At 72.1% G+C, this 12721-nt stretch carries 15 protein-coding genes and 1 tRNA gene; 10 read left to right on the top strand and 6 right to left on the bottom strand.

All coding sequences use genetic code 11. The features are described 5' to 3' along the window. Positions 1-28: 28 nt before the first annotated feature. A tRNA-Ser gene (locus ECOMGDLI_RS24910) sits at positions 29-115 on the top strand. Between the two features lie 508 nt (positions 116-623). Here ECOMGDLI_RS24910 and ECOMGDLI_RS34885 read toward each other — a convergent pair. Then, positions 624-953: a hypothetical protein gene (locus ECOMGDLI_RS34885; RefSeq protein WP_088319547.1), complete on the bottom strand. Its 330-nt coding sequence runs from the start codon at positions 951-953 to the stop codon at positions 624-626. A gap of 106 nt (positions 954-1059) precedes the next feature. Between ECOMGDLI_RS34885 and ECOMGDLI_RS24900 the strand changes: the two genes are divergently transcribed. Continuing rightward, positions 1060-1386, top strand: a complete 327-nt coding sequence (locus ECOMGDLI_RS24900) for a hypothetical protein (protein WP_088319546.1) — start codon at positions 1060-1062, stop codon at positions 1384-1386. Positions 1387-1776: 390 nt separating this feature from the next. Further along, positions 1777-2016, top strand: coding sequence for a hypothetical protein (locus tag ECOMGDLI_RS24895; RefSeq protein WP_088319545.1), 240 nt, complete (start codon positions 1777-1779; stop codon positions 2014-2016). A gap of 197 nt (positions 2017-2213) precedes the next feature. Here ECOMGDLI_RS24895 and ECOMGDLI_RS24890 read toward each other — a convergent pair whose 3' ends face one another. From ECOMGDLI_RS24890 to ECOMGDLI_RS24880, 3 genes are all read right to left on the bottom strand, one after another. Beyond that, positions 2214-2966 (bottom strand): hypothetical protein, encoded by a 753-nt coding sequence (locus ECOMGDLI_RS24890; protein ID WP_198955159.1) that lies wholly within the window; start codon positions 2964-2966, stop codon positions 2214-2216. Next, positions 2956-3960 (bottom strand): hypothetical protein, encoded by a 1005-nt coding sequence (locus ECOMGDLI_RS24885; protein ID WP_198955158.1) that lies wholly within the window; start codon positions 3958-3960, stop codon positions 2956-2958. Before ECOMGDLI_RS24885 ends, ECOMGDLI_RS24890 begins: the two co-directional genes overlap by 11 nt. Before the next feature lie 747 nt (positions 3961-4707). Next, entirely contained in the window at positions 4708-5598 is an 891-nt protein-coding gene (locus tag ECOMGDLI_RS24880; RefSeq protein WP_143447913.1) for a hypothetical protein, read from the bottom strand. A gap of 417 nt (positions 5599-6015) precedes the next feature. Here ECOMGDLI_RS24880 and ECOMGDLI_RS34880 point away from each other — a divergent pair, with 417 nt between their 5' ends. From ECOMGDLI_RS34880 to ECOMGDLI_RS24845, 7 genes are all read left to right on the top strand, one after another. Continuing rightward, positions 6016-6159, top strand: a complete 144-nt coding sequence (locus ECOMGDLI_RS34880; protein WP_158221144.1) for a hypothetical protein — start codon at positions 6016-6018, stop codon at positions 6157-6159. 409 nt (positions 6160-6568) lie between these two features. After that, the gene (locus tag ECOMGDLI_RS24870; RefSeq protein WP_088319541.1) at positions 6569-6910 is read left to right on the top strand and encodes a YciI family protein; all 342 of its coding nucleotides are present in this window, start codon (positions 6569-6571) and stop codon (positions 6908-6910) included. A gap of 86 nt (positions 6911-6996) precedes the next feature. Further along, entirely contained in the window at positions 6997-7464 is a 468-nt protein-coding gene (locus ECOMGDLI_RS24865) for a VOC family protein (RefSeq protein ID WP_198955157.1), read from the top strand. 121 nt (positions 7465-7585) lie between these two features. Next, positions 7586-8860 carry an inositol monophosphatase family protein gene (locus tag ECOMGDLI_RS34875; RefSeq protein ID WP_158221143.1) on the top strand — a complete coding sequence of 425 codons (1275 nt, stop codon included), beginning with the start codon at positions 7586-7588 and terminating at the stop codon, positions 8858-8860. Positions 8861-8899: 39 nt separating this feature from the next. After that, positions 8900-9262, top strand: a complete 363-nt coding sequence (locus tag ECOMGDLI_RS24850) for a hypothetical protein (RefSeq protein ID WP_088319538.1) — start codon at positions 8900-8902, stop codon at positions 9260-9262. A 128-nt stretch (positions 9263-9390) separates the two neighbouring features. Continuing rightward, positions 9391-9555, top strand: coding sequence for a hypothetical protein (locus tag ECOMGDLI_RS34870; protein WP_158221142.1), 165 nt, complete (start codon positions 9391-9393; stop codon positions 9553-9555). A gap of 94 nt (positions 9556-9649) precedes the next feature. Beyond that, complete coding sequence (locus ECOMGDLI_RS24845; RefSeq protein ID WP_088319537.1) at positions 9650-10510, top strand: alpha/beta fold hydrolase; 861 nt, start codon at positions 9650-9652, stop codon at positions 10508-10510. Between the two features lie 12 nt (positions 10511-10522). Here ECOMGDLI_RS24845 and ECOMGDLI_RS24840 read toward each other — a convergent pair whose 3' ends face one another. Next, positions 10523-10978, bottom strand: coding sequence for a GNAT family N-acetyltransferase (locus ECOMGDLI_RS24840; RefSeq protein WP_088319536.1), 456 nt, complete (start codon positions 10976-10978; stop codon positions 10523-10525). Between the two features lie 30 nt (positions 10979-11008). After that, a complete protein-coding gene (locus ECOMGDLI_RS24835) occupies positions 11009-12676 on the bottom strand; it encodes a sigma-54-dependent Fis family transcriptional regulator (RefSeq protein WP_088319535.1) in 1668 nt (555 codons plus the stop codon). Between the last annotated feature and the right edge of the window lie 45 nt (positions 12677-12721).

Below are 12721 nucleotides of genomic sequence, written 5' to 3'. Positions count from 1 at the left end.
CGGGGGGTGGACCTGTACCCTCGTCGGCGGTGGCGTGTCCGAGCGGCCTAAGGAGCACGCCTCGAAAGCGTGTGAGGGTGCAAGCCCTCCGTGGGTTCAAATCCCACCGCCACCGCTCGAGATGTTGAAGGGCCCCCGGCATGCACTTCGCCGGGGGCCCTTCAACATCTCGAATGAGGCACTGGGGGATTTGGGAGGAGGGGCGACGAAGGAGCCCGACGGGTCCCACCGCCACCGCTCTGATCTGCGGAAACGCGGTCATACCCCCTGTGGGTATGGCCGCGTTCTCGTGTTCTGGTCTCAGTTTCGGTCGCACCTGTCGCGACCGGACGGCTATCGGTCGTCGTCCAAAGTCGTCCGCCGGGGTCCGTGCGCGTCCGATTGGTGCGGTCCGGTGGGCAGGTGCACGCTTTTCGATCGGTGCGTGGTGGCGTCCGTTGGCGTTCGTGGACGTGCGCAGTCGACTGGACGAGGTTCGGAGCCCGGACGCGGGTCGTCGTGCGGGTAGCGTCAACTGAGTGCGGGGTATCGGTCGGGTCCGGGACCGCTGGCGGCGTCTTGATCGTCGCGCCGCGACGGTCGTGTACGTCGTCGTTGCCGGCCTTCGGCCTCACGGCGTTCGGTCAGTACGAGGACAACCGGGCGCTCATGGACCATGGCGTGTGCACGTCAGGGCCAGGGTGGTGGATGCCGCCGACCCGCTGGAACGCACACATTGGCTCGCCTTGCGGTTCTCGCTGCCGAGCGGTCAGGTCGCGGTGGCGCCACGTGTGCAGGACCTCGGGTTCGACCGGCGTCCACAGGTTGGTGACAGCATCGACGTGGTCTACGACCCGGCCCAGCCCGAATGGGTCGTCGCCGCCGGCGGCAACGGTCCCGATCGGGTCGCGCCGTACCTGCTGGGCGTCTTCGCAGCGCTGTTCGCGGTCGGAGGGCTGGTCTCGCTTCGGCATCACAGAGGACCTGGTCCTCCACGATCAACCGGAGGGAGTGAGGTGTGACGGTCGACGAGCTGATGGGGCGGTACGAAGGTGCTGCGTCCGGTGTCGTCCTGACCTGGTGCGCCTGACCGGCCGCCTGTTCACAATGATGGTCATGCTGAGGGCTGTGCGGTGGGTGTTCGTGACCGGGCCTGTGCGCGCGTACAAGCGCGGCGAGGCGACCGGTCGGGTCCCGTGGCTGCACATGCTGGCCATCACCGGGCTGATGGTGGTCGGTGGGGTCCTCGGCGCTGGCGTCGGCCGACTCGTCGGCGCGGACAGGGACGGTGTCCAGTGGGGCATCGCTGTCGGCGGCGGCGTGGCAGTGGTGTGGTTCCTCTGGACCCTCGTCCTCGTGGCGGTCATGCGGCTGCGTGGCCGTCCGCTGGGGTCACTGCGGGAGTGATCGCCGGCAGTGACCGAGGTTCGGACCGGGGCGCGTCACTGGACGAGCGGTCCTTCGCGGCGGTGAGGGACGGGCGGCCGTCCGTGAGTCCGGGACGGTGGGAACGTCGTCGGCCATGATGGACGTCTGATCTGTGCACCGGCCGCCGCGGTAGGTGGCCACCCACGGCGAGAGGCGGTCCTCGATGATCGTTACGTTGGTCTGTGGCGCGATCGTGCTCGCCGTGTCGCTGGCGTGCATCCCGTTCGGGAAGTACGACCTGTCCCTGCTCGACCGGTTCCGCGGCATCCGGCGCCCCACCGAGCATGACAACAGGGGACTCGAATAGCACCCGATTACCCGCACACACCAGTACCTCTCACCAGAGGCACGACACAACCGGAGGAGAGCGTGGAGCCCCCGGCCTGGACGCTCATCCCCTTGGCGATGTCCGTGGTCGCGATCGGCCTGTACGCGCACAGGCCCTCGCCCGGCAGAGACCGCCTCGGGTACCTCGTGCTGTCCGGCGTGCTCCTGCTGGCCCTCGGCGCCTCAGCGACGCCCGCGCTCGAGTGGGCGGGTCTGGCCGTCCTCTTCCTGGCGGGGACCGCCGCCGCGGCGGCCCTGCTTCGCCGACGGCGGCAGTCGTGAACGACACGGCACCAGACGCGCCGGGGAGGGTCTAGCCGCCGAGGAGCACGTCAACGAGCAGCTGTGGGACGCGTGCCGACTCTGGGTGGTGAATTTCGATGAGCAACCCTGGCGAGTTTCACCGAGCGGCATCACCAGGGATCAAGTGGGCACGCACCAGCTGTGTGTGGACTGCCAGGTGCAGTCTCGGGCCCGGGTCAGTGTCGGGTGAGCGTGTGCTCGAGGAGTTCGGCCACAAGGTCGAGGTCGTCGGTGGTGACCTCGGCGCCTGCCTTGGTGATCCATTGCAGCGACCGCGCCTGATGGCGCCGTAGCCAGAAGTCCACGTGGACTGCCATGTCGCGGGCGATTGCTTCGTCGACAGCCGCAATTTGGGACAGCGCCACTGTTCGGGTCTTCGGATCCAGGGTGATGCGAACGATGTCGAGAAGGTCGGTGCCCTGCTTGTCTGCGGCCCGGTTCATCACGGCTTGGAGCTTCATGGCGATCAAGGGACCGGGTTCGGCGACGGGAGTCGTGACGGCCACATCGGCCGTTGCGGTCCCGATCACCTCGAGGGTCATCGGTGTCGCTGTGTCGTAGGCCCAGGCGTGGGCGCTGGCGTGGAGCCGGTCGCCGGGATCGTCGCTGGGGTGGTCGAGCTCGACCTGGCGCACCTGGAGAACGTCGACCTTGACCATGCCGAGCGGGGTCGGGAGCAGGACTGCCGCCGGCTCCTCGGCGGTCGCGCCCTCGACTGCGCGAAGCACTTCGAGGTGTGGGATCGGTCCGAGCATCCTGTCGACGACGTCGAGGTCGACTGTGGCGCGGTGTGGCGTGCTCAGGCGGGCCAGAACGGCAAGGCCTCCGACCACCACGGGCGGCTGCCCGAGGCTGTCTGCGACCTGGGCGATGGCCTGGACGACGGCGGCCAACTGGTCGCCGAGGAAGGTGGCGCGGTCACCAGACACGAACGCCCCCGTCCGGCGTCCACTCGTTGAGGATCTGCCGCCCGCGTCCCTCGTCCTGGGCGAGATCAAGGGCGACGAACAGGGGGTGGGCCAGTGGCCACCCAGACCCGGGCATGCGTCCCTTGGCCGGACCGGGGAGGCGGCGGTTCGCCGCGGCCGGTACTGGGGCGACGCGGATGGTCGCGCCGGCTGTCGTCGAGGACGGCGCAACGCCCAGCAGCGTGCGGGCGCGAGTAAAGGTCGCCTCGTCGGGAACGTAGAAGTCGAGGATCTGCGAGGCGGTTGTCGCGATCGGCGCCCCGTGGGCCAGTGCTGCTGTTGTTCCGGTCATCGCCCAACCCGTCGAGTGGGTCACGTCGTGCAGGCCGAGGCGGAGCGCAGCTGCGAGCGGTTCATCGGACGGATCCGGGACCTGGAGCAACGGCGTGCGGCGCGACGGCCAGCCGTCCGCCAAGGCCCAGAACAGATCCGGGCCGACCACGGAGCTCCTCATGTCAACGAGCCCCTCTGTGCGGAGTTGCCCCAGCACGTCGGAAACCGTGCTGGGGGCACGTCCGAGCCTCCGCGCAAGTGCTCTTACGGCAACTGGGCTTTGTGGCTCCAGCAGCAACGCCACGGCGATCTCAAGACCGGCCGGACCGGAGAAGGCCTTGGTCCGCGCCGATCGACCCTTTCGCGGCGAGACCTCTACGTCCAGTACCAGCCGATCGGTGCGCGCGGCGAGCCGGCCCCGCAGATCCAGGTACCCCGCGCGTCCCTCGAGCAGGTGGGCTCTTGCCTCAGCGGTGACGCGGTCGCCCACGACCAAGAGGAGGGTGCCGGGTGGTCGGCTTCCTCTCAAGAGCCGGCGGGCCTCGTCACCATCCACCAGTGCCCGCCGTTGGAGCCGCACCGGCATATGGATGCCGGCGGGGTCAAGGATCACGTCGACACCCGCGTCTGAGAGCGGCGGGACCGCCAGCCGCAGCCCCAGTTGGCTGAAGGCGTCGATCACGGAGCTTTCGGAGTCCACCAGGCGAGCATTGCAGGTGTTCGCTGTTCGGTCAATACCGAACGGCGAACACTGGACCAGTGATTTCGCCTGATGACCACGCGCTCCCAGGGTCCGCACTGTGGTCTCAGTTCTGGTCTCATTCGCCTACGGCTGCCGACGTTCGTCGGGTATCCGCCAGGACCTCGCGGTCTGCGGGATCGTGCTCGGCGGACGCGTATGGACGCGGAGGGGCAGTTCTCGAAAGCGTGTGAGGGTGCAAGCCCTCCGTGGGTTCAAATCCCACCGCCACCGCTCGTTGCACGCGAAGGGACCCCTGGGACGCACTTCCCCGGGGGTCCCTTCGCGTGCAACGAACAAGGACGCTGCGGGATTTGGGAGGAGCGGGCGAGGAACGAGCCCGCGACGGGTCCCACCGCCACCGCTCGTGTGATGTCTCAGGACATCGCGGACGCCTGAACCTGCGGACTGTGGGTTCAGGCGTCCCTTGTTCTGGGCGCTGGTCCGGGCGGTGGCCGCGGGCGGTCCGGCCGGGCTGGCAGGGGACCTGAGCAGCTCGACCCCGGCCGTGCCCGACGACGCCGCCGTGCCCGAGAACGAGCTCGGCGTGGCCCCGCGGGCTCACGCTGGAGGAGGTCGCCTGCCCGGACGACGCAGACCGCGCCGAGCGTTGCCGGCAGGGCCCGCGCCGTCCGTAGGCGGTGAGGCGGTGAGGCGGTCGTCGGTCGCGTCCCGCCGTCCCCGCCGGCGTCAGCGGCCCGTGACGACGGGGCCGCAGCCTTCCTTCAGCGACTTGGCGAGCGCCTGGGCGGGCGTCGCGGCGACGACGTCGACGTACTGCCAGTACGACAGATAGCCGCCGTTGCCGTCGTCGTAGCGGACCACCATGCCGTAGACGTCCGAGGTGCTGGGGCGGAACCAGGCGCAATTCTTGCCGGTGGGGATCTTCACCACGGCGTCGCTCCAGCCCTGCAACGGGTCACCGGCGACGCTCTGGAAGAGAGCGAGGTTTCCGCGGTTCTGCCGAGCCGTGAGCAGGTAGTCCTGGCCCGCCTCGAGGGTGACCTGGAAGATCGCGGCCACCTTGCCGTCGGGGCCTTGCGCGACCGACATGTCGGTGGGCCAGACGTCACCGCCACCGCTGACGGTCTCGTCCCCGTAGTCGTGCACCGGGAAGTCCGGGGTGCCGTCCTGGTTGGGGATCTTCTCGTCGAACGCGACGTCGTACCCGCCGGAGCCAGACCCGTACCGCGTCACCGTGGTGGTGTAGTTCGCCGGGTCTGCGTGGGCGCCGTCGACCAGCACCACGTCGGTGGCGTTGCGACCCAGCCGGCTGGCCTGCGTCACGCCGTTGCCGGACACCGAGATGTCGAAGTCGTTGTCCGCGTCGGGGTGCACCGCGATCAAGGACCAGGAGCCCGTGGTGGTCGTGAAACGGCTCGAGGTGGCGTCGGCGCTGCGGTGGTAGAGGGTGTGGTTCTTCTGGGCAAGGATCTTGCTGTACTTCGCGCCCGCCGGTGCCTGTGCCGGAGTGTCGGCGTGCGCGACGGTGGCCGTCGAGGCGGCGGCCAAAGCGAGGGTCGCCGCCATCACGATGCGGCGACGGCCGCGCTGCTGCCCGGAACGGAGGTGCACTGCCATGGATCGAGGTCCTTCCCCGAGTTCGTTCGACAGCCGCCCGCCCGCAGCCGATCGCGACGCCGCGATCGGGGAGAAGTATGTCGAGGTGCTGCAGCGCCCTCAACCCAAACGCGACAGCTGGGGACAAGTCGCCATGGGCGAGCTGCGGTTGCGTCTCGAATGAAGGGCGACGGTTCTCACTGCCACCGTTCTGTGATGTCCCACGACATCGAAGAGGTCAGGACCTCATGAGGGTTCGGGCCCGTTCGCTCTGGGGCCCTGGCCGGAGGTGCCAGGCCGTGGTGGTCCGACCGCACGGACCCACTCCGCCCGGGTCGGAGCAAGTTCTGGCGCCTGGCAACGTCGCCCGCCAGGATGGACGTCTGGTCCGTGTGCCGGCCGCTGCGGTCGGTGCTGGCTGCGGCGAGAGGTGGCACGGTGGTCGTTCTGTACGTCTGCGGCGTGATCCTCCTCGCCGTGGCCTTGGCGTGCATTCCGTTCGGCACGTACGACATGTCTCTGCTCGATCGGTTCCGCGGCATCCGCCGTCCCACCGAGCGGGACAACAAGGGCCTGGACTAGGCCCCCGCCCGGGGTCGGCTCCGGCGCGCCGCGGACGACGCAGCCGAGACCGTCGCCACTTCGAGCGACGCCCCGCAGGCTCGTCCGTACTGACGTGCGCCGACCTGGCGTTCATCTGCATCCGCCCTCACGTCCACGACATCGCTTACGGCCCGCCGGCCCCTGGAACCGGAGGGGCCGAGGTGCTGCAGCGCTGCGCGGTCCTCTGAGGCACCGCCCACGGCACCGCCCGCCTCGGCGCATTCGGACAGCTTCCCCACCCCGCTTCCGACGACCCGGACGACCTGGACCTGCGAACCCGCTCAATTCAGAGACGTCCGGCAGTCTCCCGGGTCAGTCCGCACAACGGAGGCGGTCCTGCCGCTGCGACGTGACACGGCAGAGGACTCACGACCCGCAGGAGGCTTGCATGCAGCGGTACCTGATCTCGTTCGACGACGGCGCGATGGACCACATCCCCGACGAGGACTTCCCGGCCGTCGGTGATGCCTCGCACGCCGTGGTGCAGCAGGCCAAGGACGCCGGGGTGTGGATCTTCGGGTGCGGGCTCCGGACGCAGCGGGCGAGCATCGTCGCGACGGACGGGACGGTCAGCGACGGCCCGTTCCCGGAGACCAAGGCGGTCGTCGGAGGGTTCTCGATCATCGAGGTGCCCTCGCGGGAGGACGCCCTGCAGTGGGCCGCCCGGATCGCCGAAGCCTGCCGGTGCGCGCAGGAGGTCCGGGAGATCATGTTCGACCCGCTCTCCTGACCCGGGTCGCGCGGACCCGATGAGTTCCGCCGTCCGCGCCGATCTACAGCCCGTACCCCGCCGAGCCACCGAAACCGGAGACCGCCATGACCCCTCCCGCGCACCCCGGCCGCATGCTGTTCGTCAACCTCCCCGTCGCGGACGTCGCGCGCAGCCGGGCGTTCTTCGGTGCGCTCGGGTTCAGCTTCAACCCGGCGTTCTCGGACGAGACCTCCGCCTGCATGCTCGTCGGCGAGCACGCCTTCGTCATGCTGCTCGTCCGCGAGAAGTTCGCCGATTTCGCGCACCTGCCCGTCGGCGACCCCACCACGCACACGCTGTCGCTGTTCACGTTCAGCGTCACGTCCCGCGACGACGTCGACGCGGTCGGCGCCGCGGCGCTCGCGGCGGGCGGCCGCGAGGCGGACGGCGCCGAGGACCACGGGTTCATGTACTCGCGCAGCTTCTTCGACCTCGACGGCCACGGCTGGCAGGTCATGTGGATGGACCCGGCGGCGGTCCTGGGCGACGAGGCGTCCGCGGCTGCGGCGGAAGAGGTCGCGGCGCCGGCCTGACCGTCGCAGACCGACCGGACGGCGGAACGGCTGCTCCCTCAGTCGTTCGGTGCTCTGGCATCGCAGCGGGGTCCGGATCGATGTCACGACCGCGTGCAGCGGGCGCCGCTACCGTCGTCCGGTGGAGATCACCGTCCGCCCGGCGACCCGCGACGACGTCGGCGTGCTGCACCGCCTCCGCGTGGAGGCCGAGAACTGGCTGGCGGCGCAGGGGATCGAGCAGTGGGGCCACGGTCACCTGACCCGGGACGACGTCCACGCCCAGGTGGTCGACGGCCAGTGGCACGTCGCGCAGACCGATGACGGCGAGGTCGCCGGGGGGCTGCGCCTGCTGTGGGCGGACGAGCCGGTCTGGCAGGCCGACCACGCCTTCGCCGCCTACGTCCACGGCCTCGTCGTCGGCAGGCGCTTCGCCGGGCTCGGCGTCGGCGAGCGCCTCCTCGCGTGGGTGCAGGAGCGGGCGAGGGACGCGCGGGCGCCGACGGTGCGCCTGGACTGCGTCGAGAGCAACGGGGCGCTGCGGTCCTACTACGCCCGGCTCGGGTTCCGTGAGGTCGGGCGGCGGGACTTCGACGGCCCGTGGCTCGCCGCGGTGCTGCTGGAGAAGCCGGTGCCGGCGGCGGACCTCCTCGACGACCTCCGGCTCGCGTTCGACGTCTCGGACCGCGCGGCGCGCCTGGCGTCGGCCCACTTCGAGGCCGGGGTCGCGGCGACGCCGAAGGCCGACGGGTCACCGGTCACGGAGGCCGACCGGGCCGTCGAACGGCTGCTCCGGGAGTCGCTGTCGCAGGCGCGGCCCGACGACGCGTTCCTCGGCGAGGAGCTCGGTCGCGTCGGGGAGTCGGAGCGGGTGTGGGTCCTCGACCCGATCGACGGCACCGGCGCCTTCGTGCGGGGCGACCCGAACTGGCGGGTCCACGTCGCGCTCCAGGTCCGGGGCGCGACCCAGGTCGCCGTCGTCACGTCGCCCGCGCTGCGCCGCTGCTGGTGGGCGACCCGGGGCGGGGGCGCCTTCGAGGCGGCGTGGCCGCGGGCGGACGGCGCGCCGCGCCGGCTCGAGGTCAGCACGACGGCGGCGCTCGCCGGCGCCGTCGTCGACGCCGTCGGTGACGCGGCGAGGGCACGGCTCCCCGCGGGCACGCGGCGACCGCCGGTGAGTCCGCTCCCGTTGGTGGGGCTCGTCCGCGGCGAGATCGACGCCGTGCTCGCCGAGGGGTACCACGTCTGGGACCACGCGCCCTGGATCCTTCTCGTCGAGGAGGCCGGCGGCCGTTTCGCCGACCGCACCGGGGGCCGGGCGGGCGACCGGGGCGGCGGGCTGTACTCGAACGCCGCGCTGCACGGCCCGCTGCGCGGTCTCCTGGGCTACCCGGCTCAAGGACGCCGCTGCGGCTGACGATCATCCGGACGACGGAGCGATCCACCGGAGGTCTCAATGCGTTGCGAGTGGCTCGAGGAGAACGGGCTGCGGTTCCTGTCCGTGGACTATCGCGGCGGGATGTCCAAGGACGAGATGCTGGCCCTGCTCGAGGAGCAGGTGTCCGAGGTCGAGGGGGTCGGTCAGGGCGCGCGGGTGCTCATCCTCGTCGACCCGAACGACCGCCCGCACCCGGACTTCCTCGACGCCGTGAAGCACGCGTACCGCGAGCGCATGGACCCGGCCGGCGCGAAGGTTGCGTTCGTCGGTGTCAGCGGCATCGGCCGCTCCGTGGTGCGCGGCCTGCAGCTCATGGCCGGTGGCCTGGGCGCCCTGGCGTTCCCGAGCCGGGACAAGGCGCTGGAGTACCTCGCGCGCTGAGCGCCGGACGCGGCCACGGACGAACGCACCTGTCCGGGCCCGCCGTCCAGGGTGTCTCCTGGAGGTACCGCGGCGACCTGTCCCGACCAAGAGGTCGCGGGCGTCGCGGACCCGGAGGCATGGGGACGATGGGCACCTTCCTGAAGAGACTGTTCCGCACCCGGCAGACGGTGACGTCCTGCCCCGAGTGCAGCGCCGGCCTCGGCGACGGCGTGAGCCGTTGCGACGCCTGCGGCTACGACCTGATCCGCCGCACCCGCGACTCGGCGCCCGGTCCGCGCCGCGTCGTCTAGCGGACCCGGCCTCGCGCGCGGGCGGCGTCCGGCTGGTGTAGTGCCTACTACAAGAATGTGATGTAGTACGGACTACACCTTCCGGGAGGCAACCATGACCGAGACCGACCGTCCCGCCCACGCGTGGCCCGCGCCGAAGGTGGCCCGCACGCACCTCGGCCCCGTCGAGTACCGCGACATCGGCGAGGGCCCGGTCGTCGTGTTCCTGCACCTCGTGCTCGCCGAGGCGTCGCACTGGGACCGGATGCCGCCGCTGCTCCCGGGGTTCCGCTGCATCCTGCCGACGCTGCCGATGGGGGCGCACCGGCTGCCCGCGGACCGCGACGCCGACCTGTCCGCCGCGGGTCTGGCCCGGGCGGTCGCCGACCTGATCGAGGACCTCGACCTGCGCGACGTGACCCTCGTCGGCAACGACAGCGGCGGGGCGATCAGCCAGGTCGTCGCCGCGAACCACCCGGAACGGCTGGCCCGGGTCGTGCTCACCAACTGCGACATGTACGACGCCTTCCCGCCCCGGATGTTCAGCTACTTCAAGCTGCTGCCGTACGTGCCCGGCGGGATGGCGCTGACCGCCCGTGCGCTCAAGGTCCGCATGTTCTGGCGGCTCCCGTTCGTGTTCGGCCGGCTCACGCACGAGGTGGACGGCGTGAAGATCCGTCGCTGGGCGGACGCGCTGCTCGCGGACCGGGCCGTCCGCCGGGACGCCGCCAAGGCGATCAAGGGCTTCGGCCCGCGGGTCACGAACGAGGCCGCCGCGGCGTTGCGGACGACGACGCTGCCCTTCCTCGTCGCGTGGGGGGCGGACGACCGGGTCTTCGTCCCCGCTCTGGCGCAACGCTTCTGCGCCGAGGTGCCGACCGCGGAGTTCGTCATGATCGAGGGATCCATGACCCTCGTCTGCTGGGACCGCCCGGAGCGCCTGGCGGAGCTCGTCACCGAGTTCGTGCACCGCTGAGCCGGGCGCCGGTCACGGGGCCGGCGCCCACCGCAGCCACATCGGGTCGCCCTCGAAACCGGCCCGCCGGTAGAGCCCGGCCGCAGCCTCGTTCGCGTGGACCGTCACGTGCTCGAGCCCTGCAGTCGCCGCATCTGAGAGCAGCGCCCGCACCACGGCCGAGGCCACGCCCCGGCCGCGCGCCTCGGGGACGACGTAGACCGCCTGGACGTCGCCGAAGAGCCGTGACCGCCCGGTCTGCCCCGGGACCCGTTCGGCGAGAGCGAGCCAGGCCACCGCGACGAGCGCACCGTCCTCCTCGGCGACGAACGGCACGTGCGTCTCCTGGTGCGTGAGGAACCAGTCCGCGAACCACGCGACGAACGCCTCGCCGTCCGGCGTGACCTCGGTGCTGCCGTGCTGCACCGCCCGCAGCCGCAGCAGGCCCAGCGCGACGGCGTCGTCCGCGTCGCCGCGGCGCACGATCACCGGCCCGACCTCACGAGCAGACCTTACGACTCAGACCTCGCTGATCCGCAGCGACCGCATGCGGGCGTAGAGCGTCGTGCGGCTCACCCCGAGCTCGGCCGCCGCGCGGACCTTGTTGCCGCCGTGCGCCTGCAGGGTGCGGACGATCGCGTCCCGCTCGGCCCGTTCGAGGGCCGACAGGCTGCGCCCGCTCGTCGCGCTGCGGTGGGACGACGGAAGGTCCGCGACGACGACGTCCCCGACGGTGCGGTGCCGGCCGACGTGCCGCATGACGGCCTGGAGCTCGTGGAGGCCGCCGGGCCACGGCTGCCCCGCGAGGGCCTCGATGACGGACGGCGTGAGCCGGGCGGTCGACCCGGGCGCGACGTCCTGCAGGGCGCGCGCGGCGATCTCCGCCATCTCGGTGCCGCGGTCGGCGAGCGGGCGCAGCTCGTGGCGGTCCAGGCAGAGCGCGGCGAGCGGCCGGGCGGCGGCGGGCAGCGCGTCGATGGGCCCGCTCGTGAGGACGAGCCGGGGCCGGGCGCCGGAGCTCGCGTGCTCGACGAGCAGTCGCAGGAGGTCCGCCGGGAGGACATCGACGTTCTCCACGACGACGACGGGCTCGGTCGTCGCGAGCAGGTCGCGCAGGGCCTGCGCGCGACGGACCGGTCCGAGGACGAGGGCGCGGACGGCGTCCAGGGCCGGTGCCGCCGGACCGGCGGCGGCGCGCGCGGTCGTCGTCCGGCCGCTGCCGGTCGGGCCGGCGACGAGCACGGGGGCGGTGCCGTCGTGGGTGCGGCGCCGGTCGGCCGGCGCGGTGCCGGGAGGACCGCCGCCGACCCGGTCCGCGGACGGCCGGAGCAGGACGACGGCGCCGTGGTCGGTGCCGGCGACGCGCTGCGCGTGCACCGAGACCTCCCGGCCCGACGTCAGCGGCAGGTGCGCGACGGCGTCCCGGGCGCCGGGCGCCGAGACGAGGTCGCGGACGACGACCCGCAGCGCCGCGTAGTCCTCGGGCGAGAGCAGGTCGAGCGCCGCGCGGCTCGCGACGACGACCTCGTCGTCGAGGGCGACCACCGCTGCGCCGCGCCGCGCCGTCGCGGTCTGGTAGGCGTGCAGCAGATTCCGTTCCGAGGCCCGGCCGGCGTCGAGGAGCCGCTCCTCGATGTCGCTCACGGCCCGCCGGAGCAGCGGCGCGAGGAGCGGGTCGGCGCGCTCGGCGACGCTCGTCACGTCGAGGACGCCCTCGATCCGCCGGGTCAGGGGGTGCCGGACGGGCAGGCCGTAGCAGCTGAACCGCTTGAGGTCCTCGGCGAAGTGCTCGCGGCCGTGGACGACGATCGCGCGGCCGGTCTCGGTCGCGGTGCCGGGCGCGTTCGTGCCGAGGACGTCTTCGGCGAGGACCGCCCCGGGGACGGCGCCGAGCAGGTCGAGCGCGCTCTCCGCGCCGCGGCTGTCGGTCCAGCGGTGGACGATCGCGCAGCTGCGGTCGGTGAGCATGACGACGTGGCCGGTGTCGGTGAGGTCCTCGTGGAGCCGGTCGAGGACGGGCGCGGCGGCCGCGAGGAACGCGCTGCCGTCGTCCACCTCCTGCGCCGTGAGGCGCTGCGGTGCCGTCGCCGGGTCGACGCCGGCCAGCCGGCAGCGGTGCCACGAGAGCTCGATCTCCGGACGGTGTCCGGTGGCCGGCCCCGTGTCCTGGCTCCAGGTGATCGTCACCGCCCGTCGGCCTCCTCGCCGTCGACCCCCGCGACGGGCGCGCCT

The organism is Kineosporia sp. R_H_3, from assembly GCF_002198675.1.
Classification (GTDB): domain Bacteria; phylum Actinomycetota; class Actinomycetes; order Actinomycetales; family Kineosporiaceae; genus R-H-3.
Note: the sequence above shows the minus strand (reverse complement) of the source record. Positions and strands in the feature narration are given on the sequence as shown.